The sequence below is a fragment of the Ktedonobacter robiniae genome, assembly GCF_016587375.1.
GTDB lineage: Bacteria > Chloroflexota > Ktedonobacteria > Ktedonobacterales > Ktedonobacteraceae > Ktedonobacter > Ktedonobacter robiniae.
Map to the genome: position 1 here is coordinate 236,688 of NZ_BNJG01000005.1, position 25,438 is coordinate 262,125.

The window sequence follows — 25,438 nt, forward strand, 5'->3', positions numbered from 1 at the left end:
TCGGAAATACTCAATTGCGCTGCAAGCTGAGAAAAAGAACAGTACTCTAAGGTCATTATATGTGTCGTAGAAAAGAGACTTCAATCTCACCACACGATAATTGCCAGGAAGAACACTCTGGTTTTGAGAGAGGGGCTCAATAATGAGGGCGCTCAATCTTTGTGAATATCGCTGTAGCGGTACTTTGTTGACTCGGGGAATCGCGTCTGATAGTGGATGTCTATTTTGAGCAATTTGAGCGCAGATTGCTCTCACTTGGTGGGTTTAAAACGGGGTAAAATCCCAATGCAACAAACTACCGGTAGTTGCTCGAAGCGGTCGATATCCTGGCATGAGATTGATTGTGGACGTGTTGCCATCTGCGGTACCTCATTCGCTGTTTCCATTATACTATCTGGGCCGCTGGCTCGACCGCTTCGCTCTTTTCCTCTCCCCTGTGTCTCTGGACACGAAGATTCGCACGCGTCCTATGTGACTGAAGGGGTTTCAAGGCTCTCTCACACTCTCATGCATGGCTTTCAAAATAAACATGCAATTCTGGACCTCATGTTTCTGTACAAAAAACGGCACCACCTTCCTCTCGGCTGCTGCCCCTTTCGCGCGATACGTAGTATCCACACGAAGATTAACTCTTCTTTGTGATCAGTGTCACATTCTCTCTGTGACGTGATCACTGGTGCCGCAACAAGTTCTCCGCTACACTCCTATTAATGTATATAAAACGCGCAAGGAGGGCTTCTATGTCTCCATGACGCGTCGAAAAGCTGCCTGAATCCTGCGGCTCGTGACGAGCGAAGGTGTCCTCAGGAAACAGATCCGTGATGGCGGCGCGCATCCGTGCGCATCCGTGTCGACACGGCTTCTGCCGCCATCATCGTCTCACATGATGTGCATGTGGAGGTCGTTCCCGGGTCAGCCATCCCTCTTCTTGGGCAGGGTCACCTGGAAGGTGGAGCCTTTGCCGACTTCGCTCTCCACCATCAGGGTTCCCCCATGATGCCTGACGATCTCCGCCACAATGTATAACCCCATGCCCAGACCGGGAATCGCCTTCTGCTTGGGATCTGTGACCCGATAGAATCGGTCAAAAATCTTGTCGTGCAGCTCGCGCGGGATGCCCAGCCCGTGATCCTGCACCTGGACCACGACCGCATCTTTGGAGGCCGAGAGTTCCATCTCAACCGCCTCTGCGCTGGGAGCATACTTGATGGCATTGCTGAGCAGGTTGGTGAAGACCTGTCCGAGCCGGTCTCGGTCCCCCAGCAGGCTGACCTCTGCTGTACCATGTACCAGAATGGTATGGCTCGGGTTGGTTTGCTGCATGGTGTCGACGATCTCCCGCAGCAAGGCATCGAGATCCACCGATTCCTGCCGGTACTCCAGCCTTCCTGCCTGGATCTTGGAGACATCGAGCAAGTCTTCTACCAGTCGGGTGATTTTGTTGATCTGGGTTTGCATGCTCGAGAGTGCCGGAACCTGATCCAGGGTACCATGCTTATCCAGTTGCCGGTGCAGCAAGGCGGTCTGCAGTTTCAAGGCCGTGAGTGGATTCCGCAGTTCATGGCTGGCCATGCTGATAAAGTCATCCTTGCGCTGCTCCAACTCCTTGCGTGCCGAGTTATCCAGCATGAAGCCGATTGTGTGGAGTTGCGGGTCGCGTCGTAAGGCCACGACTCCCACGACCACCGGAAGGCGACTGCCGTCTTTACAGGCATATTCTTTCTCATAAGGGGTTCCAAATTGTTGAATGACAAGTTCCTGACGCGCTTGCTGAGTGCGAGCCAGATACTCTGGAGGCGTCATGCGCAACCAGTTGATGTGCCCTTCACACAAATCTTCCCGGGTATAGCCAGTCATGCGCAGATAGGTGTCGTTGGCGTCCACAATCTGCTCACCTTCGGCGAAAAAGATCCCGATAATGCTGGAGTTCATCAGGACGCTCGCGCGTTCCTGACTCGCTCGTAAGGCTTCCTCAGCCTGTTTCTTCTCCTCAATGTCGGTGCTGGTACCAAACCATTTGAGAATCTGGCCGGTGTCATCACGTATGGGCATGGCGCGGGCTAAGAACCAGCGATACTCCCCGATTGTGTTCTGGCGCAGGCGCAGTTCCGTTTCATACACCCCGCCGGTCTGGACGGCGCGCTGCCACGCGGAGCGGACGCGTGGCCGGTCTTCAGGATGCAGACACTGCATCCATCCCTCCCCCTGGGCCTCTGCGGTGCTCTGGCCGGTATAGTCGTGCCAGCGTTGATTAAACAAGTCATGAGAGCCGTCCGGTTGCGTGGTCCAGACCAGCTGGGGGATGGCATCGATGAGGGCATGGATTTCTGCTTCGGCGCGCTTGCGCTCGGTGATGTCGATGCCGGCGATGACGAGGTACGCGATATGGTGATCTGCATCCTTGCGGGGGGTGATCGCGACGTCCAGGTGGCGGTCCAGGCCTTCCCTGGGGTGAATGACCGCCTCGAACCGCACGGTTTCACCGCTGCTGGCTCGCGCGATGGCGGCACGCAGCTGCTCTTGACTGGTCGGAGAAAAGGACCACCACCGGGTTTCGGTGAGTGGGTGACCAATGACCTCCTCGCGTCGGACACGCGCCTCCGCCAGGGGGACCTCATTGATCTCCAAGACGATCCCCTTGGGGGTCAGAACGCCGATCCTGCTAAACAAGCCATCCAGGTCCTCAATGGAGAGATGTTCGCTGAGGGGAACTATCTCCTGGCGTCGGGCTAGTGCTCTCACTTCGTGGAACTGCAAGGTGAGTCCCCCAAGCGTGGGAGAGAGTTGCACGTGCAGCCAGGTCCCCGTCACGGGAGACACATACTCCACTTCGCTTGGTGCTCGGGTCTGTCTGGTCTTCTGGACGGCCTGGTAGAGTGAGGGGCTCACGAGTTGTGGAGCACCGCGCCAGAAGGGGTTCCCCAGGAATTGCTCTCGTGATGCGCCTAGCATGGTCTGCGCGCTCGCATTGGCATACACAATCGTTGTGGCGTCATCGACGACAAACAACGCATCAGGAAGCGTCTCAAGCGTGCTGAGGAGCGTTTCACGCGATGTGAGCATGCTTGACTCGCTGCTTTGTGGGTTGAACATCATGCTGTCTGTCTCCCTTTCACGTATCCCCATCCCTGGTGGCAAAGATGTTTCCCGCTTTGAACCTCAAGAAATATCATGCAATGGAGATGATCCCTCTTCTGTCACATCGGTTGGAACAAGCTATGAAAAAGTGCATGTCCTCATCGAGATGCCACTTGTCTCCTGGCCTCGAGCGTCGATGCTTCAACTCATTGGCGTACGTTTGGGCGAATGTGAGACACCACTGGCGGATGGTTTCGTAGGTGAGCACAACCCCACGCTCTGCCATGAGCTCTTCAACATCACGGAAACTAAGCGAAAAACGGAAATAGAACCATACACAATGACTGATAACCGCTGGCGGGAAGCGATATCCCTTGTAAGGAGAAGCTGAGCTGTTCTTTTTCATAAGGCGTATTGTATCATATTGCTCAGCTTTCAAGAAGGCTCCTAGTCAAGTTGACAATACCTTCACCTGGCCTGGGGGACCTGAAGGTAACTTTGGTAGCGATTTCATCACACGTGAACAACTTGCGGAACTCTTGAGCTCTAATGGTACTCACTTTTCAGGACATTTACCAACTGGGATACTTTATAAAGCTACTCCACCACCTGGATGACAACTTTGCCACGCATATGACCACTCAAACTATGCTCATATGCCTGACGCGTTTGAGCTAATGGATAGACGCTATTCACAATAGGTTTCATATGACCTCCATCAACGAACTCGGTAATGCGTGCTAGTTGCTCATGGTTAGGGCGAACAATAAACCACTTCGCATCCCGTTCATATTGCTTCGCCCACTCAAAGATCCTATTCTCCTGCTCGCCAGCAATACCAACCAGGATACCGCCTTTTTTCAGTACCTTAAATGACCGTTTCTGTGTATCGTCACCAATGGTATCCAACACAAAGTCAACATCGTTGACAACATCTTCAAAACGCATCGTTGTGTAATCAATAAGCTGATCTGCACCAAGTTCACGCAAAAACTCATGTTGCCGTGCTGATGCGACTGCGATCACCTGCGCGCCAGCCCAATGCGCGATCTGCACAGCATAGTTTCCTACACCACCAGCAGCTCCTTGAATCAAGACACGCTGTCCCCGCTTCAACGATCCCTGCTCAAAGAATGCTTGCCAGGCAGTCAGTGCCGAAAGTGGTAACGTCGCGGCCTCAATGTGGCTACTACGACGAGGCTTCAGGGCAATTTCAGCTGGTTCGACAATGGTATATTCAGCCTGGGCACCATTTCTCCAGAAACTGCTCAGTCCATAGACGTCGTCACCTACGTTAAATGTTGTGACACCCTCACCTAATTCAACAACTGAGCCAGAAATCTCATGACCCATGATGATGGGCTTCGCACGCTCTTGCCCATCGGCAGTCTTCCACGTTGGAACCCATTCGAGCTCCTGCGGAGAAATACCAACAGCATGCACTTGAAGTAAAATCTCACCGGCACCAACGTGAGGTTGCTCCACATCCCCATACTCGATCACTTCTGGACCACCTTGCTGAGCAGTAATATATGCTGCTTTCATTCTCTCTCTGCTCCTTTACCTGAACATATCGGTATTGTCAACGTACATTTTTCTCTTGATGAGGTTTCACCACTGAACCTTCATGTGAGGTCTTTCAGCGGGCTTTCTTCCGAGAAGATTTTGGGCGGCGCCCACTTTTCTCCAGAATTTCTGGCGATAAACGCAACAATTGTCCTCGAGTTGACAATACCCTGGACGCTGATGAGGACCTGCTCTGGACCACAGGGTGGCACGGGCAGATCCACAAGCTTGAGTTGATCAGGGCCGCCAAAGGCGGGAATGGCGATCGCTTGTATGCGTTGTCCTTTGTCTATCACTGTTTTCTCTCCTTTCTGCAATGCAGCGTTCGTGCTCTTGTCTTTTCCTGACACCAAGAAGTATACTCTGATAAAGGACCTGTTAAAAGGGCCATTTTCAGGTAGAAGAAAGGGGCCATTTAAGAAAGATTTTGATTCATACAGGGGCTTTAAGGAGAGCAGATACAGTATATCTAAAAGAGCACTACCTGGCGAAAGGCCAGGAATCGCTCTTGACCAGTGTTGTCGCTAAGGTGGTAAGGTAGCCAATTGGCAGGAAATGCTAAAGTGGTAGGAGGGAGAAGACGGACCCCTCATCCAGGGTCTGGATGAGGCGAGCGCTCAGTTGTGGATTGATCGCTCCCTGGGCATTCCCGGACAGTTCTGGTTTTTTGCGAGCACGCTCCTCCCATTGGCAAGATGGCGGGCTGTGTTGCAAGAACGGAACCTCATCTGGTAGGATGGAGCCAAAAGATGAGAAGAGAGTAATGATGGCGACGCAAACCCTGTTCAAATGGCGCCACTTTGAAGCCGAGATGATTTTGCTCTGTGTGCGTTGGTATCTGCGCTATGCGCTCAGCTACCGGGACCTGGAGGAGATCATGGCGCAACGAGGACTTCCGGTGGATCACACCACCATCTATCGGTGGGGGCAACACTACGCCCCCGAGTTGGAGAAGCGCTGTCGACCTCATCTCAAGGTCACCAATGACTCCTGGCGGGTCGATGAGACGTATGTCAAGGTCAAAGGGGTGTGGATGTACCTGTACCGCGCAGTGGATTCTCAGGGAAACACGCTGGAGTTCCATCTGAGTATCACTCGTGATGCTCAGGCGGCCAAGCGCTTTTTCGCCAAAGCCCTTGGGACCTCCCATACTACGACTCCGCGTGTCATCACCGTGGACAAAAACGCCGCCTATCCGAAAGCGTTCGATGAACTGAAAGCAGCTCAGGCTCTTTCTGCTGGTTGTGAACTCCGCACCACGGGTTTAAACCCATGGCTTGCGGCAGGTTAAAGCCCAAGAATGTCAGAAGTCTCCCCGCCTGTCGCTATGCAAGCGACAAGAGTATCTCTGCCAATTCGTTAGGTGCTGCGAAAAAAGGAGAGTGACCAGTTGATAAAGAGAACACGCGCTCACAGGGAAGGTTTCGTTGCATATACCGTTGCATATACAAGCTATTCGCCCGATCGTGGAGAGTTTCCACATAGAAACGCGGGATACGAGCAAAGCGATCAGTTGTCTTGACAATCGCAGAAAAAGGTTCCAGGGGAGTTGGCCCGAGAAGCATTTGGGCCAGCGTAATATCGCTTTCGGGACAATCATGGTAAAAGAGGTCGGCTACTCTCTCTACAGGAATTTCGCTCACGCCTTGTGTTTCATTAATATACGTGTTCTGAAGTATAATAGCATCCTTATCTTTTTGCGCATGTTCCTGTAAGGTCGTGCCGTTGGGAACAAGGAAGGCGGCGAGGTAAATGAGCTTTTGAATTGACTCCGAGCATTCTTCTGCTGTTTGGCTGATAACAATGCCACCCATCGAGTGACCCACAAGAATAACAGGTTCGTTTTGTTCCTTAATGATGTGACTGAGATGGTCGGTATAGATACGCAACGTTCCAGTAGATGGAGATATACTACGATCTCGGCCAAATCCGGGCAGATCAGGAACAATCACCTTATGGTCTTGTTTTCGAAGTAACGGAGCGATATGGTACCAGACCCATGCACCATGCCAAGCTCCATGAATCAGTAGATATGTACTCATGAAGTTTTTCCTTTTACCTGCTGACTCCAGAAACTGATAGAGCCACACGATCTGGTGAAGAACGCAGAAAAACTTGTGAAAATGAACTTGAATAAGGATGTCGTCACCATTTAATGTGGCTCTACCCCATGTCTACGCGATAAACTAGAAACTAAAGTGTATTCCGACTGCTGCATTTTCTTCTGGGGTAGCAATCCAATAACCATATTTGGCACTGATAGCCGCAAACTTCCCCAGTTCCTCCGGTGTGGGTAGCTGAAGCGTACCATCTATCGATCTTCCCGACTCTCTAAAGAATTGTTCCATCTTATTGGTTGTGATGATGAGCAGGATTGCTGGCTCATTGGAGGCATTGCGCCATGCGTGCCGTGCATTCCCAGGCACGTGGATATAATCCCCTACTTTCGCTGTGATCCACTCGTGGCTTTCTGTCTCTTGTTTAAGGCACTGCATTTCACCAGCAATAACGATAAAGTCCTCCACATCAGGGTGACTATGCATGGGAACAAAGACGCCTGGTGGGACAACCCCTTTTAACACGCTGAAGCCACTTTCCGTTGTCAGAAACTCGACAGTGGGTCCAAATACTTCGACGGTCAGGCCAGTCGAGGGATTTTTTTCGGTACTTGCCGTGGTCATATCTATCTCCTTGTATTATTCTTTAATCGTGACGGTTATCCGTACTCATCATCCTCTAGCGGCCAGCACACCGCATAGGTTGCCTGTAGCTCCTGTCAAGTCCAACCAGGGGGACTTCGGCTGCCTGGAGGTGCTCAAGGGTTCGTGGCTTGAGCGCCACATCAGTCGCGCGTGTGACAGTGTACTCCGCAGCCGCGCCATCCCGCCAAAATTCGGTGAGTGCATAGATAGCCTCTCCTACGGCGATACCAGTGACGCCGGACCCCACTTCAACGACCTCACCAGAAACATTATGACCTGGTATGGGATGCTGACGTTCGATACCAGCCGGTGTTTTCCAGGTTTCCGACCAGGTCGGTTCCTGCCACATCACACTTGTCGCATGGACACGAATCAGGTCTTCTCCCACTCCTGGCTGAGGTTTCGGTGCATCTTCGAACACACATTGATCGGGTCCGCTCTGACTATATAGGCGAATAGCTTTCATCTCTTACATGTCTCCTTGTTCTTCCTCATTCTTCCAGAGCATTCCCAGGCTGATCTCTCCAGCAGGACCGACACATGACCCTACGAAATGCCGCAGACGCCGAGAAGTCTTGAGCTAAAGGGGAGCTTCTGAATGGATATGTGCCTGCATGAGGCTCCGAAGTGCTTTACCTGGCAAAATTATAGAATGATAATGGTCTTCCTACAAGGGCCATTTTATATGAAAAGTACGGAGCCATTTTGCTATGCCAGGTTTTGGAACTGGTCTCTCTATGGCGAGCGTGCCCTTGGCCGGAGAGGTGCGTTCATCCCCCATCTGTTGCTTCTGTTCATGCCTTTCTCACGCGGAAACGCAGGGTGGTCAGTTGCTCGGCTTGTGAGACGGCTATCGTCTCTAAGGCAACCTGTTCGCCCGCCTTTCCTCTGAAAGAGCTGGAGAAAGAGACAAAAACACCCCCCTGTGGGTCAAGTGACCCAAGAGAACCTCATCCGCAAGCTCGTATGCTGGAAGCAGGATTAAGCGATCTGAGTAGGGGTCAGCGTCACCTGATATCCCAACCGTTCAAGCTGCCTGGTTGCCCGTCGCTCAGCATGCTTGCGATCTAATTCCGAAAAGTAGTTTGCTCCTCTTTCCTGATAGGGCTCACCAGTCGTGAGCATGTGATAGTAGATCACCAGAATGCTGTGAGCCACCGCCACGACAGCACGTTTGTTGCCACGACGAGCAGCAATCTGATGATACTGTGCCGAGAGATAGCTGTGCTTGGTTCGAGCGGCGGCATTGGCGGCTTGAACCAGCATCGCTTTGATCCAGCGATTGCCTTTGCGAATGCGTCCACTTTTGCGTTTGCCTCCACTCTCGTTATTGCCAGGACAAATGCCCACCCAGGAGGCGAGGTGAGCGGCATCCGGAAAAGGAGACACATCCGAGCCTATCTCAGCCAGGAGAACTTCGATGATTCGACGGCTACATCCAGGAATAGCATCGAGCCGCTGAATCAACGCCTCCTGAGGGCGCAAGCGCTCCTCAATCTCCCTGTCCAGGCGCGAAATTCCCCGATCATGTCGCTCGATCAGGGAGAGCAGTTCCTGCAAGAGGAGGCGGTGATGGTCCCTCAGGCGTCCACGCAGCGCTTGTGCCAGCGCGTCACGTTTGCTCATCGCACGTCCCAGAGCCAGATCTGCTAACACGGCTGGATCTTCCTCTCCGCGAAGGAGAGCCGAGAGAATCTGCTGTCCTGATTTCCCCATGATATCCGTCAACACGGACGAGAGCTTCAGATTGGTATCTTCCAGCGTTTTGTGGAGCCGATTCACCAGCCGGGTTCGCTCGGCGATCAGAGTTGTGCGCAGACGGGTCAGATCACGAAGCTCTCGTTGTTGGGGTGACGGGATAAAGCTGGGTTTGAGGAGCCCAAACTGCAAGAGTTCGGCGATCCACTCCGCATCCTTTTTATCGGTTTTGCGACCTGGAACGCGTTTGAGATGTTCGGCATTGACAATCATGACCTGCTCAAAGTGCCCTTCCATGAGGTTGAAAGGGGACTTCCAATACACCCCGGTTGACTCCATCGCGATGGCCTGGCACCGCGCTGTTTTCAGCCAGTCAACGCACGAGAGTAATTCACTCGTCATCGTCGAAAAGCGCCGCAGCTCTTTGTGTTGCTGTCCTTTCTCATCGACAGCGAGCAAACATGCCACCAGAAATTGTTTGTGGACATCAATCCCGCAACAGCTTCGATACAGGACTTCCATCAGGGTTCCTCCTTCTGATACGCTGTGGTCAATGGTTAGCGATCAGCGACCAGGAAGTACCCGGCCTGTGAGGTTAGATTCCTCTACGTGCTTCTGGAAAAGAGCGACAACTGGCGGTGCAAACGGGTACCTGGAGACAGCTTCGGGCTCACGCTCATGTTCATAACTGGGCGTCCGTTCTCACCTGGCCGCGATTTCTCCAGTATATCCTCTTTCATCCCTGGTGGTGTCCCGGCACGGGGCATGCTGCTTCGGGCAAAGAAGCGGACACCATCACCGAGCAAGATGGGCGCTACATGCACGAGGATCTCGTCAATCAGCCCTGCCTCGAGACACTGACGGGCGCTGGCACCGATGATCAGCAGATTCTTCCTCTCTGCGGCTCGCAAGCCTGTCGCAACTGCGGATGGTTGTGTTGCAAAAATAGGAAGAAAAGAAATGGAGCGTGAGCGGTCCTATCAAACATTCTTAGGCTGCCCCTCCAAACAGCTTGGCGACCAGCGCAATCTGCCCTCTCACATCCCCTTTTGCCACGCCTTGCAGTTGCCCTTTTCTCAGCATGTTCATCACCTCGTATCCTTGTAAGGTTCGCCAGGCCGTCTCGAAGGAGAAAAAGCCCATTCCAGGTTTTGTCAACTGTTTGATGAAGCGATGGTCTTGTTCGATGAGATTATTGAGGTATTTCACCTGCCTCAATTCCACATGTTCAGACAGGACTTTAGCGGCTTTCAGGTTGGCAACAGCCTTGGGATAAGCTGCGTTCTTATCAACATTGATTACTCGAGGAACTGATGTGACGGGGTTAGTCGCAGTTGTGGGCTGGCCTTCTGTTCCTCGACTGGATGAACGTGAGGAGTTCCATCAATGGTGGAACGCAACGCTTTAAGGAAGAAACGGGTAGCCGCCTCTGTATCACGCGTTGGACTCAAGAGAAACTCGAGGGTGTTCCCCTCAGAGTCAACGGCCCGGTAGTGGTAAAACCAGACTTTCTTGACCTTGATGTACGTTTCATCAACTTTCCAGGAGTCATTGCAGGCTTTCAGGTGGGGACGGCAGCGTTTCTCCAACTCAGGAGCATAAGACTGAACCCAACGATAGATCGTCGTATGATCGACGTGCAGACCCCGTTCGAGCATGATCTCCTCCAGGTCACGGTAGCTCAACGCATACCGTAGATACCAGCGCACACAGAGAAGAATGATGTTGGTCTGGAAATGACGCCCTTTAAACAGATTCTGCTCGATCATGATGCAAACTCCTCTGCTCCGCTTCAAATAAAGAAGAGTTTATCATCACACCTTCATTCTTGCAACACAACCTGTTGAAACAGGGTCACCTCCATATCTGGGTAACTCTCGATTTCCATGAGGCCCAGGATCACTAAATGATGCACGATGCGGTCGATAGCCGCCAAGGCCTTCGCGGGATGTTTGAAGATCCTCTCCCATTCACTGAAGACGAGATTGGTTGAGAGCATGATGGATTTGCGTTCATAGCGTTCACTAAAAAAGGTAAACAACACCTCCATTTCATCGCGATGTGTGCCTGGATGGTATTGGGCAGTTTGCTCAGATCAAAGGTGCGAAAGGTTTTCTCCGCAGGTAACCCACTGGCGCTCAACACCCGCGTCGTCCGGCGCTGAGTGCGTAGGTCTCACTCGTAAACAGCGAGTTCCTACAAATACGCTTCATGGGTAGATGATCTTTGTCCGCCCACAGAGCAATCTCGGCAAAGATAGCCACCATTCCACCCAGATTGAGTTGCTCTAACATCTCGCGTAACTCAGTTTGCCGATTGGGACTCTCAGGTGGGCTACATCCCGTAATGATCCATTAAGGCTTGATAGCGAGCAGTCCACTCCTCTTGGGTTTCTTTGCGGTGCATTTGGCGAATCGCTGCGGTGAGATGATCAGTACGATGGTGTTAGGGAACCCTAAGCTGCCGGCAAGCGTACTCGATCCTCTCAGCCAATGCTTCAAAGCTCTCACCGAAACACAGTGTGACCTCCTCTTTCTCTATATCATTTTATTGCCCTCAGCCCACTCAGAAAGAAGACAAACGAGGGGAGCGAAATGTGACATATTCTGCCGGTATGGACAAAAGCAGATTTGTTGAGGGCTGTCGAATGAACACAAGTGAAGAGTCACGGGCTTCTTCACTCTAGAGTGAAGAAGCCCGTGACTCTCGGAATGACTCATAAATGGGTTCTCCGACTGATTTGGTGGAGCGGTTCCCCAGGCGGTTCAAGTGGCTGATCGTTTTCACGTGGTGAGCAACCTCGTTGAGTACCTAGATCGTTTGATTACTCGCCAATGGCAAGACATTTGTCGCACTCTTGTGCCACCACCTTCTATTCACCCAGGTGAGGTTCTGCCTAGCTATAGCTCCACAAGTTCTCCTCGTTTTCGTACCATGGCCGCGCCAGACGATTTGCTGGAGGCTTTGCGCACGGCTTATCAGTGTGGCACACGTGTGATCTCATTTTGCACAGGAGCCTTCCTCCTGGCTGCCGCAGGATTGCTGGATGGGCGTCGGGCCACGACCCACTGGGCCTGGGCTGCGGAACTGGCTGCGCGCTATCCGAAAGTCCAGGTCAATCCCCGCGTGCTCTATGTCGATGATAACCAGGTGTTGACGGCTGCAGGAACAGCAGCGGCTATCGACCTGTCTCTCTATATTGTGCGCCAGGATTACGGAGCTGAAATTGCCGCGGCTGTCGCACGGCGGATGGTTGTTCCTCTCCATGCGACCCTGGGGATGACTCCCTATCAATGGATACTTCAACAGCGCATCGTGCTGGCTCAGCGTCTTCTGGAAACGACCAACAAGCCCGTTGAGCAGATTGCTCCGTGCTGTGGTTTTCATTCAGCAGCGACGTTGCGCTTGCACTTCCAGCGTTTTCTGCGTATTTCGCCACAGGCATATCGTCATACTTCTCAGCAAAAACAAGGGGAGAGGCGCATAGAGTACGACCCTGGTGATAAATGACATGAAAAGCGGATCTGACACACTCATAAGGCGTATGGGAGGTGAGGCGCAAATACCTGAAATCGCTTGCATGCACCATTCGCGCCGCAATCAACCACAACTTTCAGCACCATGCTTCCATAAGAAACTCAAAATAGGTTCAGGTAGAGTTAATAAAACCTGTCAGCTATCTGGGATCATTAATTATTCTTGAGTCCCTTATAACGAAAGTTGTCAGGATATGCGCACATTTTATTGAGATCCTCATCAAGTGGATAGTAATACCATCATTGCTCCGCTGATAGCGGTATTTGACACCTCGCCATAACATACTTGACTTATGTGGTCAATGCAACGTGAGCAAAAAATGCCCGGAGGCTTGCAAATGGGGGAAAATCCAGGTACGATTGATGTATCAGCCTATCTCATCGTGTTGGAGGGAGCACGGTGCCCAAACGCAAGCGGGTTCAACGAGAACATACTGAGGACTGGCAAACCATCCAGCAATACACCTCTACGAGAACAATGTCTGGCAAAAGGAGCCAAAGGCAATCGTGCTCGACGGGTTAGCGCTGTCCGTCGCCTCTTGCCCCCACCTACCTCGGTTGTGTGTGAGCAAAAGCCTGTCCTTCTCGGACCAATACGATGGGTGGATGTCGCAGGTCGAGCGCTTCGCCGCACCTGGACCATCCATTGGCGTCGTCAACACGCTGAGATCATCGCGCTTGTCGAGTGTCCTGAGAAGGTTTTTCCACCACCACGTCCCCCTCGTGAAGTGCGTTCGCATTACCGCTGGAGGTGGCCCGACCGGCTCGCCTGTAATGCCTGGTGGGGGCCACCGCAACTGCGTGTGACCGTCGCAGGCGTCCCCGCCTTTCTCGCCATCAAGTAATACAGGAGGAATGAGCTTACAAACAGGTAATTTGAGCAAGATGCCATCTTCCCTCTGAGCTGATCTTGAGGGGCAGGAATCCCTGTCTGCTCCCAACAAACTCTTCCATTATTTCATTGTTCGCTTGCTGCCATCTCGTTGCGCATCCCGTGGGCAGAACCGAAAACTGAGCAGCTTTTGCCTAACCATTTATCGCCTTACAAAGTTACGCCAGCGTGTTTTCTACCAAATCTGAGAACGACGACAGGGTTTCATATTAGTAGCCAGGATGCGCATCAAGAGCGAGAAACAGGAACATAACCGAGGCTTCTCCTCCTCAAAGGCCATGGGAGTGACGCGCGGCTCCGCTTGATCGTCTTAAACGTGGAGATACTATCTCGTCCACCCAGGAATCATCCCCCGGAAAGAAAGGAGAACAAGGATATGTCGCGTTTTCAGGTACCCATTCGCCTGCTCGCTGCGTTCCTCTGCGGGTGGTTATTCGCATTCCTGTATGTTATAGATTATGTCTCATACTGCCTACATGACTTATGCCCTTGAACGCCATTGGCTCTTTGCCAAATTGGCGCAATGTCTCCGCAATCGCCAATTCACCAAACCTGCGGAAGACTCACATAATTTCCACATTTACAGCAAGAGAAACCTGAAAAGAGAGCGACCGTTGCATTTGCACCTTTTAAGAAATGTATTGATAGTCAGCCACAAGTGCTGACTATCAATACCGAGAATATCCAATCGCCGCTCCATGCTGTAAACGTAGCGGTGCTCGCATAACAAGGGGAAAGCGAAAGAGATGAGTCCTGCTCATTTGCCACAACCGTCCACGGCTTTCATTGGTCGTGACCGTGAACTGAAGCAGATCGCGGGGTTATTGACCGATCCGACTTGCCAACTCCTGACGTTGGTTGGTTCTGGTGGCATCGGCAAGACGCGTCTTGCCCTCCAAGTTGCCACTAGCCAACAGGTTCATTTTGTTGATGGTGTTTCGTTCGTGGCGCTCACCTCGATTGATTCACCGGATTTCTTGCCGACCTCCATTGGCGCTACGCTCGAGATCCCCTTTTTGGACCCCGAAGAACCCCTTCTCCAAATTAGGCGTTATTTGCGCGACAAACAGATGTTGCTGGTCCTGGATAACTTCGAGCATCTTTTGGATGCGGCTGGATGCTTGACTGAACTGCTGCAAGCTGCACCTCACCTGAAAATCTTAGTCACTTCGCGCGAACGACTGAATCTGCGCGAAGAGTGGGTTTTTCCGCTGGATGGCTTGTCTTATCCGGCAGCACCGGTCGCGGACTCAGCGGAACACTATGGTGCGGTGCAATTGTTTGTTCAGCGCGCACGGCAGGTGCGGCCCCATTTTGTGCTCAGCGATCATGTTCACGCCGTACTCTCGATTTGCCGCCAAGTAGAGGGGATGCCGCTGGGCTTGGAGTTAGCTGCCAGTTGGCTGCATGTGATGTCCTGCGAACAGATTGCGGCGCGTATGGCCAATAATCTCGATTTTCTGACCACTCCCTTGCGCAACATGCCCGAACGTCATCGCAGCCTGCGCGTGGTCTTTCAGCAGTCGTGGAGTTTGCTGTCGGCTGATGAGCAAGCGGTCCTCATGCGACTCTCGCTCTTTCGCGGTGGCTTTGATGGAGCAGCAGCAGTAGCAGTAGCTGGGGCAACACTGACCGTGCTGGCGGGACTGGCTGACAAATCACTGCTGCGGATGGACTCCACTGGTCGGTACGATTTGCACGAACTGCTTCGGCAATATGCTGGCGAAAAACTCGCCGAGGCTTGTGAAATCAGCACGACTACTCAGCGCTATCTGGACTACTTTCTGGAATTGGCTGAGGCGGGGGAAGCCCATGCCTATGGTCGCGAACAGGTCATCTGGTATGACCGGCAGGAAGTTGAGATGGACAACCTCAGGGCAGCGCTCGCCTGGTCGATAAACACGAAGAAAGTTGAAATAGGGCTGCGTATCGCTGCGGCGCTCCGCTGGGTGTGGGAGACACGTGGGCACCTCGAAGAAGGAGTGACCTGGTTCAACAAACTCTTACCCATAAGCCGTGATGTGTCGCCCTCAGTACGCGCCAAAGCGCTCCATCGCGCCAGTGAACTCGCAGGTCAACTTGCCTATGAGCCACAGGCAACACTATGGATACAAGAGGCCCTGCACTTGGCTCGTTCGACACATGACCGGTGGAATCTGGCTTGGTCGCTTTCTAGCGCCGCATATTTCACGGAGCAAGATAGTCACCACGCCTTGGCGATGCTCGAAGAGGGTTTGGCGTTATTCTGGGAACTGCAAGACGCTTTAGGTCTGAGTCATACACTCAGGCGGCTTGCTGGTTGCGCTATTGGCCACCATAAGCACGCGTATGCAGCTTGCCTGCTAGAACAAGCCTTGCAGAATGATCGGCAGGCGGGAGATAAGCATGCTGTTGCTTGGGATCTTTGCTTTAGGGGAGTCGTTTTGTGGATCCACCAGCATCATCCCAAGCAAGTGATCCCGCTGTATCAGGAAAGCATCGCCCTCTTCGAAGAAATACGAGACGTGCGTGGGAGGGCACACCCGCTTGTGATGTTGGCTGAGGCTGAGCGATCTCAAGGAAATTTTGCGCGATCCCAGGCACTCTTTCACGAAACCCTGCTCCTTGAACGAGCATTAGGAATACGCGATAACCTCGCTCTTTTCGCGCTGGCGGGAATAGGCAGCCTCGCTGCCAGACACGGCGAACAGGATCGAGCCGCAAGATTGCTAGGAGCCGTACAAGCGGCCCTCGCATCGGGTTCTTACAATACCCGCTTATCCCCTCTTCTGGATGTTTTTGACACGACCGTTGCTGCCGTGCGTACCCAACTAGACGAGGAAGCCTTTCATGCCGCATGGGCCGCTGGGAATATCATGACGCTTGAACAGGCTATCACTGAAGCACTTCAGGATCCCCCCACACTCATAGAAATGAAGGAAATGAGCCAACCTCTGCTCGAACCACTCAGCCCACGCGAGTTCGAGGTCCTCCACCACCTGGGCACTGGCTGCTCGAACGCCGAGATTGCCCAAAAGTTGTTCATTTCTGTTGCGACCGTCAAAGTGCATACCCGCCGTATTTACGGCAAGCTCACTGTCAGCAATCGCACACAGGCCATCATCCAGGCCAAGAAACTCAATCTGCTCTAACGCCTTTACCACCTCAATACCACCACTTCCGCTGCTGAATACGCCTTTAGGTGGATCACAGGACCATGGGTTGAAAGCTATAATCGTTGTATGAACGGCTCAATTGGACGTCAATGGAGGAATATCATGCGGAAACTGATCGTCAGCAACCTCACCACCTTGGATGGCTATTACGAAGGGAAGGATCGAAACGTGGGTGTACTCTTTGACTACTTCCACGAAGACTACAATGGGGATCAGACCTTCGATCACTACAATACGGAACGGATGCGTGCAGCCGATACCCTGTTGTTAAGTGGTCGCACATCATTTTTAGGCAATAAGGAGTATTGGACGGGGGTGCCGAATGATCCTCACTCCACCGTAATCAGGCGTGAATTTGCAGGGCTGATCAAATCCATCGAGAAAATTGTGATTTCGGATCATCTCACCAGCGAGGAGTTAGCTCCTTGGGAGAATACGCGCATCGTCAAACGAGCAGATACCTACCAGGAGATCGCCGCTCTCAAACAGCAGCCAGGCAGAGACATATTCATGTTTGCAAGCCGTATGCTCTGGAATGATCTGCTCCTTCATGGCCTGGTCGACGAACTGCACTTCACGATTTTCCCACTGATTGCAGGCGAGGGGACACCGTTGTTCGTGGGTCGCCCGCCGGTGATACTCAAACTCCTCAGCACACGCACCTGGCAAGGTTCAGGCAACATCCTCGCCGTTTATCGTCCGGATTTAAAGAAGAAATAAAGAGGCATTCTCATGCGGAAAATTATTGTCTACAACATCATCTCACTGGATGGGTATCACACAGGGCCAGGCAACGATGTCTCGGTCATGTTCCCAATGATGGGCGGCAGAGCCTTCAACGGCTATAACGCCGAACTGCTGCGTACAGCCGACACGTTTCTTGTGGGCCGTGTTTCCCACGAACTGTTCCACGGTTACTGGCCCAAGGTCGCCGAGAACCCAGATTCTGATGAGTGGACGGACGAACAGAGGGAGATCATACAGGAGAGCAAGTCCGTCAACAACATCGTCGTCTCAGATACGCTGACAGGAAATTGGCCCAATTTCCGCATCATCAGGCGTGCGGACGCGTACCAGCAGATTGCCGAACTCAAACGCCAACCAGGCAAAGATATTTTGATTACAGGCAGTAGGACCCTCTGGAACGATCTGCTGGCGCACGATCTGGTGGATGAGATCCATCTGATGATTGGCCACGTTGTCTTAGGCGAAGGAGTCCCAGTCTTCGTGGGCAAGCCTCCCGCGTCGCTTCGGCTTCTCGAAGTCCGCAGTTGGGAAGACTCCGATAACATCCTTGTACGCTACGAAGTCCTCCACAAAAGCGTGTAAACATATAAGTCGATGGAAACTGACCGAAAGGATACTTGACACCTCTTGAGAGCATCCTTTCTCTTTCCTCAATTTACAACTGTCGAGCGGAGGAAATCACTCCCTGAGCGGTTTCCTCAAGTGTCCTACTCGCTTCTGCTGGTGGTAAATGCCCTCCGAAGTGAGCGGATTTGGCCCTCCAATGTAAACAGTTGCCCTCCAATGTGAGCACTGAGACAAAAATTCCGGTTGTGTTGCAAGAAGTAAACAAATACCTCAACAATCTCATCGAACAAGACCATCGCGCGCATCAAACGGTTGACGAAGCCGGGGATGGGCTTTTTCTCGTTCGAGACAGCGTGGCGAACACTCCAAGGATATGAGGTGATGAACATGCTACGCAAAGGGCAACTGCAAGGAGGAGGAAAAGGTGATGTGAGAAGCCAGATTGCGCTGGTTGCCAAGCTATTTGGAGTGGCAATCTAAGTACGATTGAGGGGAATTCACACTCTCTTTGTTTCCTCCGTATTTTTTGCAACAGAACCCAATCAAGTCAGTAAGACAGAAAAGAAGTTCAAAGTTAAATTGGAGGAGATTCAAAACATCCACGAAGGAGGCCCTCCTCTTCTGTGAAGATCTATCTCGCTGCTAGCTTGCTTGCATCTCGTTGCGTATCCCGTGGGCAGAGCCAGCTGGTAAATTCACTTAAAGGCTGACGTTTTTTGCACTCAAGGGTGGAATTTTGATGCGAAGGATTGGAATCCACAGGTTCGAGTTTGGGAATACGGCTCTGGAAGCGGATTTCAGCACACGACGTTGGTAAATTCACGGCAAGAGGAAGTGGAAAAGAGGTCCTTCTTTTTTCCGTTATGAGGGAAAGGGTTGAGTAGCAAAAAACCTTGGAAAAGTGAGACCCAAGAGAGTGCAACGAGCTGGAGGGCAACTTCGGCGGTGCACCAGCTCGTTGCGCATCCCGCGAGGTCACGGCTCGTTTTGGCAAAAGTCGGGGGCAGTGGCGCTAGCCCCGGTGCCCAGGTCGTCGGAGCGTCCAGCGGCAAGCCGGGACCATTGGGCGGTCGGGCGGCCGTCCAGCAGCATCACGCCTTCCCGCTGCGGCCAGCCCTGGGGCGAGTCCTCCCAGAACTCCTGCCGACCGTAGACGGTCCGATCCAGGAGCCCATACGACGGTGCCATCACTTCATTGCCGCGCCCGGTGGTCCAGTAGGTCTCGAAGACCTGGTCACCGTCTCGGAGATAGCTGACCAGGATGCCGAAGTGCCGGTCTGCGATCAGCGGGTCCACGGAGTCCTGCGGCACCGAGTACCAGGGCATGGTCCAGCCCATGAAGTCGTGATAGCGCGAACTCTCCTCGTAGGGGCCTTCGCAGAACGTGGCGTAGGTCACGTCGCGGGAATGGAGATAGGACAGCTCGTTGATGTGGGTGGTGGAGAAGGTGCAGCCCTCGCACTGGCCGCTGGCGGGTTGATCGAGGTGCCACATGTGATAGTAGGCGATCAGAAGCCTTCGCCCCTCGAAAACCTCCAGTAGCGTGACCGGTCCGTGCGGGCCGATCACCGTGATAGTGGGGTCCACCTCCACCATCGGTAGTCGTCGGCGAGCCGCCGCGATTGCATCGCCTTCGCGGGTGTGCGCCTTTTCCCGTACCCGCAGTTTGTCCAGTTGCGCCTGCCAGGTAGCCCGGTCTACCACTGCAGGCCGTGCGGAAGTGTCGAGGCCTCTAGCGAAATGGTGCTGATCAGGTGTCTTCATAGATATCTCCTTCTTTCTTTTCCCTGCTGCGCATTCAGGATGACTTCTGGTGAGCAGAGATGCAACTCCCATGTGCACGTATTCCTATTCTACCGGCTTCGACGTGAAAAAAACTTCTTCGATCTTGCTCACATCCTCGGTCCGCTGCCCAAAGCCTGGCCCGGGGGGGCGGCATGCTCTGTGGACAGAAGTGGTGAAGAAGATTATCACAATCGACCGTTTTTTTGGCACTCTTGGTTCTGTTTTTTGTCAGAGAAACACATCATCTCCGGGAGCATGAGCATCATGATTAGAAGAGTGTCAAAAAACGTATCGTAATCAAAGTCTCATTTTCAGAGAAAAGAGATGAGTATTTGACACTAACAGTAGGGTTTTTGTGAGCTGGAGCACCCATATGTCCTTAGCGGATTTTTGGGGCTGTTGGAGCCCGAATTGACGAAAACGGTGCGTAACAATCCGCTCCTAGAGTGCTTTTACCAGCTTTTTCCTGGTCGATTCCCATGATTCAGATCAAAATTCCATCCTTGAGTGCAAAATCTGACAATCCTTGAGTGAATTTACCACCAGCATTCAGGGCAAATGTGCATGTTTGAGGACAAAAGGCGGCTACATTTCAAGTCATTTACCAGGAAGCGCGAGAAGGGACGATGTGTTGTGAGAAGGAGTGAACCATGGAATGCCGATATATTGGGAGGGTGGGAGGAGGGTTTCCGTTGCCGGCAGAAGGGTGGTGTGGTTTGACAATCTCTTTGTCCTGATCGGAACGTTTACATACGAGAGCTGAGACTTGAAACCATTTTCAAACGTATTCTCTCTGGAGAGGTTCTGAGGATTAGCTCTCTTCAGAAAAGAACTCGCAGAACCTTAGAACGTTTATGAGCAAACCTTTAACCCATAATTGGGGGATGTGCGTGAAATCCTTCATACGCATTTGAATGAAGGCCAGTACAACTTTTCGTATGTAACTGGGTAGGCCACATCCACGAGTCCTGGCCTCTCCACCCACCATATCTGTGTATCTGGTAGGGAAGCCGAGCGGGAAGAGATCATCCCATGGCAAACAGAAGAAAAGCGCCTTCCAATCTGAATGCCTTGCCCATGCTTCTGCAGGAGTCCGTCTACATTGGGGTGGATATCGGAAAGTTTAAGCATGTTGCTGGCTTCATCTCGAAAACCCTCCTGGAACGTCATCAGCACTTCGAGCATTGCCCCGCTTTTGTTTTTGAACAATCACGAGAGGGCTTCCGGGCCTTTGTCGAGCGCATTCGTTCCTACTGTCCGTTAGAACATTGCTTCATCGTGATGGAGCAAACGGGCCACTATCATCGTCCCTTGTTACACTATCTGCTCGAATTGGATATCCCCGTCTATGTGATGCACGTCCAGAACCGCCAGGGAGGGATACTCAAAACCGATAAGCGAGATGCGCTTGGCCTGGCAAATCACTTGTACAATCAATTGGCGTTAGGGGTCCAGGTAGAAAACAAATTGCAGGTGGTCCGACGTGCCGTTCCTCCCTCGGAAGCTGCTGCACAACTCAAAGGATTGATGCGTCATCGGTATGAATTGGCCATTGAGGCCACGCAAAGAAAAAACAAGCTCACAGCCATCTGTGATGAGCTTTTCCCCGAGTTAACGCAGGTCTTTAAAAACCCGAACTTACCGACCGCCTTGGATCTGCGAGAAAAGTTTTCGACGCCACACGCTGTGGCGACAGCGAGCCTGATCGCCTTACGTGAGGTGAGGAAGAAGAGTTATCCTTCTGAAACACAACTGCTTCTCCTCCAGCAGCTTGCTGCCCAAAGCATTGGGACCAAGAATCTCGCACGCCAACGAGGTCTCCTGCTTGAACAAGATTTGCTCATCAAGGAAATGCGTCTCATTCAAGAACATATAGAGCGGCTGGACCTGGAGATCGCCCAAATCGTTGAGCACAGTCGAGAAGGACAAATTCTGCTCTCAATACCTCCAATTTACCCCATGTATGCTGCAGCCATCCTTGCGACGATTGGCCATATTGCCAACTTTGAAGACGCAGGGCATCTCAAAGCGTATTTCGGATGGGCACCAAAGAGAGCACAAACAGGAGTTTCCTTTGACCGGGCAAGTCTTACGAGAGGGGGATCTCGTGAGATGAAGAAGGTAATGTATCTGGTCGCGTGGAATGCAGTGAAGAGCGAGACAGAGTGGGCCAGTTTGTACAAGCGTCTGGTTCCCCGGCTTTGTACGTATGATGAGCGAACGCAGACCTACAAAGGCAAGGGAAAGGCCATTGGCCATGTAATCGGACGCTTGATTACCCTCATCTATGCCTTGCTCAAGCAAGATGATGAGATGCTCAGTCATTTACCTCCTGGAACAGAGCCACCGGAGCCGATCCTTTATGATCCAGACCTCCATAAAAGCCATCGTAATGGTCACTATCGTCCAATTAGAAAGGAACATGCCACAAACCACATTGTTCAGGTCGAGCCGTAGGCTCATCAAGCATCCTCTGAGCTTGAGGCACGCATGGTGACGGAACCAGCATGCTCATGCAAGCCGGAATGCGGAACAAGCGATGCCGCCAGGCCGGACCCTTGCCTGAGGTGGGTAGACTCGAAGAGCGAGAGCGACGGGGCTGTAGTAACGCTCATCAATGCAGTACCCGTCGCTCTCGGCGCACAGCGTTCGCCCCACCTCAGACATGGGCGGCATCGCCCGCGCTCCAGCTTGCCCTAGCAGTAATGTCTGAGGCATAAAAAGATTTTCGGGTAATTGTTCCTCACCTCTCATACGCATTATGGGTCAATGACTGGCCGGATAGCTTATGAGTCAAAATAGCAAAGTAGTTCGTTGGCCTGATAGGTCCATTTGAGACAGCAGAGCTACAGCCGCTGATTCGAGAGGAAATCATTCAGTCGCGTGCTCTTTGTAGGAAAGACCATAAAATGACTCTTACGCAACCTCGCTGATCATAAATGTGATAAAATAGAAGGTACAATCTTCCCTGCCTTCATTACCCATTTCGCTTCTTCGAGTGTCTCCCATGGTGATTTTCCCAGATCTTTCTGACGGAATGGTAGAGCAGGTTCAGGTCGCCGATGAGATCACGGTGACGCTGCGATCTGCTTCCCAAACAGCCGCTTGTCCGTGTTGCGGTATGGTGGCCAAACGGGTGCAAAGTCGTTACATCCGTCATTTACATGACCTTCCCAGCAGCGAACGAGCTGTTCATTTGCTGGTAGAAGTCCGTCGCTTCTTTTGCCCAAAAAAGACGTGTCAGCGCAAAATCTTTGCGGAGAGGTTTCCTTTCTTGGCACTTCCCCATGCCCAGCGGACGATCCGGCTGCAGCAAACACTGCAGATGCTCGGATTTGCTCTGGGAGGGCAGGCTGGCGCACGCGTCAGTAAACAGCTTCATCTCAAAGCCAGCCGCGATACAATCTTGCGTCTGGTGCGCCAACGTGATTTGCCAGCCCCAGAGCCTCCACGAGTCGTTGGAGTGGACGAGTGGGCGTGGAAGCGCAGACTGCGTTACGGAACCCTCCTATGCGATCTCGAACGGCGGATACCTCTGGACATCCTTCCCGATCGCAGAGTAGAAACCGTTGCAGCATGGTTCAAGAGGCACCCCAGCATTGAAGTGATCAGCCGCGACCGCTCCGCTGAGTTTGCCGCAGCTGCGTCTCAAGGGGCACCTCAGGCCATACAAGTCGCCGACCGCTGGCATCTTGGCAAGAATCTGTCAGAGACGCTCACAGCGGTCCTGGCCCGGTGCCAAGCGGAGCAGAGACGAGCAAACCGAGCAAATGGGCACCAGGAGGAGCCGCTGCGAGAACCTTCCCAAGAGCGCTCGGCCTATCGATCCAGAAGAGAGGAACAAGCGCGGCTGGCTCGAAAAGCAGAGCGGGAGCAACGGTATGAACTGGTTCGCACGCTTCATCTGCAGGGTCTGAAGACGAGTGACATTGCCAAGCACGTCGGAATGGGGGAACGAACTGTTCGAGATTGGCTGGCTCACGGCAGCTATCCTGAGCCGAAACGTCGGCGACGACGACCCAGCCTGGTCGATCGCTATGAACGCGAGGTTCTCAAACGATGGGAGCAAGGAAACCACAACGGCGCGTCTTTGTATCGGGAACTGCGTGCCCAAGGCTATCGTGGCTCGCAAAAAGCTCTCTATCGCTATCTCGCGCGCTTACGCGCGCCTCGTCAAAGATCACTCATGCTGGAGAAAGAGCAGGTGCCTGCTGGACCGCTGGAGCGTTTATCAGCTGGGCGTATCACCCGGCTTTTTCTGCGGAAATCGGTGGATCTCAGTCAGGAGGAGCAGGAGGAATTATTCCAGATCAGACAAGCTAGCCCGGAGATTGAGGCTGCTTATCAGTTGGTTCAGACGGTTCTCCAGATGCTGCGGGAGCGCACCGGTCAGCACCTGGAGACATGGCTAAAAGCGGCAGAAACGAGCCACATCCCAGAATTCGAGTCATTTGCTGCCGGGGTGCGACAGGACCAGAACGCAATCCTTGCTGGTCTCACATTACCGTGGAGTAGCGGTCAGACTGAGGGGCAAATCACACGACTCAAGTTGCTCAAACGAAGCATGTATGGTCGGGCAAAGTTTGACCTGCTCCGACTTCGCGTCCTCCATCGTGCCGAAGATAACCCGAAGGTGGACAAAACCACGAGAAAAGTGCATCATCGACAACAAGATCCCGCAACCGTGCCGAGAAGCGGAGAAAAAACCGTAAACTCTCAGCATACCACCGCTGTGATCAGCGAGGTTGCGTAAGAGTCATAACTTTTCCATGCAGCATTGAGATGTTTTTCGTGCTTGGTGTCATGAGCGGACCATCAGAAAACACATCATTTTTTGACGCATAATCTTTCATGTCGCTGTCTCAACCAGCACTAGAAGCTGGTCAAAACGAGTCGTTTTTGTCTCATAACTTTTCGCATGAAAGGGGAAAAAGCCGTTTTTGCAATGCTGGTGGGCAAGACAACATTTTGCTTGTGCCTGGAAAAGAATTGTGTCAGATCGTCTCTAAAATGTGCCGTTTTTGCACCTCAACTATTGAAAAACACGAACGTTAATGGGTCAAAAAGCGAATAGAATTGCGACAATCAACATCAACGCTTTGAAGGCTGCCCAGCTCTCGCCTTTGAAAATTCACGTGAGGGTTTCCGTACTCTCATTGAACGTATGCGCTCCCTGTCACCTCTTGAGCATTGTACGTGCTGATGGAAAAAACGGGCCATTATCACCGGGCTCTGCTTCAATACTTACAGGAGATGGATATTTCTGTGTATGTTGTCCATGTGCAGGAACGCCAGGCTCATATGATGAAGACTGACAAACGTGATGCGCTTGGGCTGGCAAACCATCTCTACAATCAGTTGGCTCTGGGAGTTCAGGTTGCAGACAAAGCCCAACTTGTTTGGAGAGCCGTCCCTCCGACACAAGCTTCCGCTCAACTTAAGGGATTAATCCGTCATCGCTATGAGCTGGTAGGAGAAACCACTCAACGAAAGAACAAGTGGTAAATTACACACAACAGCCTGACACAGACCAGCTTGACAGGCAACCAAGCCTTCTGCGATACTCATTTTGAGGGAGGCACTGAGAGCTCGCTACTCTGAGAAGTGGGAACTGGAGAACCCTTTGGTAAATTTGGAATTCGACTCTTTTCACTTAAGTGGGGAATGTGTTACGATCCTTCATGAACCTATGAGGACGCCAGTGCAGACCTT

At 52.4% G+C, this 25,438-nt stretch carries 19 protein-coding genes and 5 pseudogenes; 10 read left to right on the plus strand and 14 right to left on the minus strand.

What is annotated here, in order from left to right; genetic code table 11:
• Positions 1–912 precede the first annotated feature (912 nt).
• The 5 genes and pseudogenes from JMJ04_RS43595 to JMJ04_RS43610 form a co-directional block, all read right to left on the minus strand.
• A complete protein-coding gene (locus JMJ04_RS43595) occupies positions 913–3,093 on the minus strand; it encodes a PAS domain S-box protein (RefSeq protein ID WP_201376676.1) in 2,181 nt (726 codons plus the stop codon).
• 142 nt (positions 3,094–3,235) lie between these two features.
• A pseudogene (locus JMJ04_RS47695) lies at positions 3,236–3,484 on the minus strand (IS6 family transposase); the annotation flags it as partial.
• A 191-nt stretch (positions 3,485–3,675) separates the two neighbouring features.
• A complete protein-coding gene (locus tag JMJ04_RS43600) occupies positions 3,676–4,623 on the minus strand; it encodes an NADP-dependent oxidoreductase (RefSeq protein WP_201376633.1) in 948 nt (315 codons plus the stop codon).
• 80 nt (positions 4,624–4,703) lie between these two features.
• Entirely contained in the window at positions 4,704–4,940 is a 237-nt protein-coding gene (locus tag JMJ04_RS47700) for a hypothetical protein (protein ID WP_236039134.1), read from the minus strand.
• Positions 4,941–5,202: 262 nt separating this feature from the next.
• Positions 5,203–5,358, minus strand: coding sequence for a hypothetical protein (locus tag JMJ04_RS43610; protein WP_201376634.1), 156 nt, complete (start codon positions 5,356–5,358; stop codon positions 5,203–5,205).
• A 52-nt stretch (positions 5,359–5,410) separates the two neighbouring features.
• On the opposite strand from JMJ04_RS43610, the pseudogene JMJ04_RS43615 reads away from it, so the two are divergent.
• A pseudogene (locus tag JMJ04_RS43615) lies at positions 5,411–5,899 on the plus strand (IS6 family transposase); the annotation flags it as partial.
• 70 nt (positions 5,900–5,969) lie between these two features.
• Here JMJ04_RS43615 and JMJ04_RS43620 read toward each other — a convergent pair.
• From JMJ04_RS43620 to JMJ04_RS43650, 7 genes and pseudogenes are all read right to left on the minus strand, one after another.
• Positions 5,970–6,686 carry an alpha/beta fold hydrolase gene (locus tag JMJ04_RS43620; protein WP_201376635.1) on the minus strand — a complete coding sequence of 239 codons (717 nt, stop codon included), beginning with the start codon at positions 6,684–6,686 and terminating at the stop codon, positions 5,970–5,972.
• A 144-nt stretch (positions 6,687–6,830) separates the two neighbouring features.
• The gene (locus tag JMJ04_RS43625; protein ID WP_201376636.1) at positions 6,831–7,325 is read right to left on the minus strand and encodes a cupin domain-containing protein; all 495 of its coding nucleotides are present in this window, start codon (positions 7,323–7,325) and stop codon (positions 6,831–6,833) included.
• 55 nt (positions 7,326–7,380) lie between these two features.
• Complete coding sequence (locus tag JMJ04_RS43630) at positions 7,381–7,812, minus strand: alcohol dehydrogenase catalytic domain-containing protein (RefSeq protein ID WP_236039135.1); 432 nt, start codon at positions 7,810–7,812, stop codon at positions 7,381–7,383.
• A 515-nt stretch (positions 7,813–8,327) separates the two neighbouring features.
• A complete protein-coding gene (locus tag JMJ04_RS43635) occupies positions 8,328–9,566 on the minus strand; it encodes an IS110 family RNA-guided transposase (RefSeq protein WP_201371172.1) in 1,239 nt (412 codons plus the stop codon).
• A gap of 83 nt (positions 9,567–9,649) precedes the next feature.
• Complete coding sequence (locus tag JMJ04_RS43640; protein WP_236039136.1) at positions 9,650–9,955, minus strand: dihydrofolate reductase family protein; 306 nt, start codon at positions 9,953–9,955, stop codon at positions 9,650–9,652.
• Between the two features lie 79 nt (positions 9,956–10,034).
• Positions 10,035–10,813: pseudogene (locus tag JMJ04_RS43645) on the minus strand (IS6 family transposase).
• A 53-nt stretch (positions 10,814–10,866) separates the two neighbouring features.
• Positions 10,867–11,106: pseudogene (locus tag JMJ04_RS43650) on the minus strand (ATP-binding protein); the annotation flags it as partial.
• A gap of 707 nt (positions 11,107–11,813) precedes the next feature.
• Here JMJ04_RS43650 and JMJ04_RS43655 point away from each other — a divergent pair.
• From JMJ04_RS43655 to JMJ04_RS47705, 6 genes and pseudogenes are all read left to right on the plus strand, one after another.
• Positions 11,814–12,554, plus strand: a complete 741-nt coding sequence (locus JMJ04_RS43655) for a helix-turn-helix domain-containing protein (protein WP_236039137.1) — start codon at positions 11,814–11,816, stop codon at positions 12,552–12,554.
• Positions 12,555–12,918: 364 nt separating this feature from the next.
• Positions 12,919–13,425: a hypothetical protein gene (locus JMJ04_RS43660; protein WP_201376638.1), complete on the plus strand. Its 507-nt coding sequence runs from the start codon at positions 12,919–12,921 to the stop codon at positions 13,423–13,425.
• 793 nt (positions 13,426–14,218) lie between these two features.
• Positions 14,219–16,603, plus strand: coding sequence for a LuxR C-terminal-related transcriptional regulator (locus tag JMJ04_RS43665; RefSeq protein WP_201376639.1), 2,385 nt, complete (start codon positions 14,219–14,221; stop codon positions 16,601–16,603).
• A 126-nt stretch (positions 16,604–16,729) separates the two neighbouring features.
• Positions 16,730–17,347 carry a dihydrofolate reductase family protein gene (locus JMJ04_RS43670; protein WP_201376640.1) on the plus strand — a complete coding sequence of 206 codons (618 nt, stop codon included), beginning with the start codon at positions 16,730–16,732 and terminating at the stop codon, positions 17,345–17,347.
• Positions 17,348–17,359: 12 nt separating this feature from the next.
• Positions 17,360–17,956: a dihydrofolate reductase family protein gene (locus JMJ04_RS43675; RefSeq protein ID WP_201376641.1), complete on the plus strand. Its 597-nt coding sequence runs from the start codon at positions 17,360–17,362 to the stop codon at positions 17,954–17,956.
• A 227-nt stretch (positions 17,957–18,183) separates the two neighbouring features.
• Positions 18,184–18,421: pseudogene (locus JMJ04_RS47705) on the plus strand (DDE-type integrase/transposase/recombinase); the annotation flags it as partial.
• Positions 18,422–18,916: 495 nt separating this feature from the next.
• Here JMJ04_RS47705 and JMJ04_RS43680 read toward each other — a convergent pair.
• Positions 18,917–19,705: a DUF899 family protein gene (locus JMJ04_RS43680; RefSeq protein ID WP_201376642.1), complete on the minus strand. Its 789-nt coding sequence runs from the start codon at positions 19,703–19,705 to the stop codon at positions 18,917–18,919.
• Positions 19,706–20,758: 1,053 nt separating this feature from the next.
• On the opposite strand from JMJ04_RS43680, the gene JMJ04_RS43685 reads away from it, so the two are divergent.
• Positions 20,759–22,183 carry an IS110 family RNA-guided transposase gene (locus JMJ04_RS43685; RefSeq protein WP_201376643.1) on the plus strand — a complete coding sequence of 475 codons (1,425 nt, stop codon included), beginning with the start codon at positions 20,759–20,761 and terminating at the stop codon, positions 22,181–22,183.
• A gap of 5 nt (positions 22,184–22,188) precedes the next feature.
• Here the strand turns inward: JMJ04_RS43685 and JMJ04_RS43690 are convergent, their stop codons facing one another.
• Entirely contained in the window at positions 22,189–22,341 is a 153-nt protein-coding gene (locus tag JMJ04_RS43690) for a hypothetical protein (protein ID WP_201376644.1), read from the minus strand.
• Positions 22,342–22,733: 392 nt separating this feature from the next.
• Here JMJ04_RS43690 and JMJ04_RS43695 point away from each other — a divergent pair, with 392 nt between their 5' ends.
• Positions 22,734–24,479 (plus strand): ISL3 family transposase, encoded by a 1,746-nt coding sequence (locus tag JMJ04_RS43695; RefSeq protein ID WP_201376645.1) that lies wholly within the window; start codon positions 22,734–22,736, stop codon positions 24,477–24,479.
• A 449-nt stretch (positions 24,480–24,928) separates the two neighbouring features.
• Positions 24,929–25,231 (plus strand): IS110 family transposase, encoded by a 303-nt coding sequence (locus JMJ04_RS43700; RefSeq protein ID WP_201376646.1) that lies wholly within the window; start codon positions 24,929–24,931, stop codon positions 25,229–25,231.
• The last annotated feature ends 207 nt before the right edge of the window (positions 25,232–25,438 follow it).

Coding starts and splice junctions, on each gene's coding strand:
- JMJ04_RS43665 (WP_201376639.1), top strand. CDS start 14,219: ATGAGTCCTGCTCATTTGCCACAACCGTCCACGGCTTTCATTGGTCGT.
- JMJ04_RS43600 (WP_201376633.1), bottom strand. CDS start 4,623: ATGAAAGCAGCATATATTACTGCTCAGCAAGGTGGTCCAGAAGTGATC.
- JMJ04_RS43595 (WP_201376676.1), bottom strand. CDS start 3,093: ATGTTCAACCCACAAAGCAGCGAGTCAAGCATGCTCACATCGCGTGAA.
- JMJ04_RS43685 (WP_201376643.1), top strand. CDS start 20,759: ATGGCAAACAGAAGAAAAGCGCCTTCCAATCTGAATGCCTTGCCCATG.
- JMJ04_RS43700 (WP_201376646.1), top strand. CDS start 24,929: ATGGAAAAAACGGGCCATTATCACCGGGCTCTGCTTCAATACTTACAG.
- JMJ04_RS43680 (WP_201376642.1), bottom strand. CDS start 19,705: ATGAAGACACCTGATCAGCACCATTTCGCTAGAGGCCTCGACACTTCC.
- JMJ04_RS43660 (WP_201376638.1), top strand. CDS start 12,919: ATGGGGGAAAATCCAGGTACGATTGATGTATCAGCCTATCTCATCGTG.
- JMJ04_RS43625 (WP_201376636.1), bottom strand. CDS start 7,325: ATGACCACGGCAAGTACCGAAAAAAATCCCTCGACTGGCCTGACCGTC.
- JMJ04_RS43630 (WP_236039135.1), bottom strand. CDS start 7,812: ATGAAAGCTATTCGCCTATATAGTCAGAGCGGACCCGATCAATGTGTG.
- JMJ04_RS43620 (WP_201376635.1), bottom strand. CDS start 6,686: ATGAGTACATATCTACTGATTCATGGAGCTTGGCATGGTGCATGGGTC.
- JMJ04_RS43690 (WP_201376644.1), bottom strand. CDS start 22,341: ATGAGCGTTACTACAGCCCCGTCGCTCTCGCTCTTCGAGTCTACCCAC.
- JMJ04_RS43695 (WP_201376645.1), top strand. CDS start 22,734: ATGGTGATTTTCCCAGATCTTTCTGACGGAATGGTAGAGCAGGTTCAG.
- JMJ04_RS43635 (WP_201371172.1), bottom strand. CDS start 9,566: ATGGAAGTCCTGTATCGAAGCTGTTGCGGGATTGATGTCCACAAACAA.
- JMJ04_RS43670 (WP_201376640.1), top strand. CDS start 16,730: ATGCGGAAACTGATCGTCAGCAACCTCACCACCTTGGATGGCTATTAC.
- JMJ04_RS43675 (WP_201376641.1), top strand. CDS start 17,360: ATGCGGAAAATTATTGTCTACAACATCATCTCACTGGATGGGTATCAC.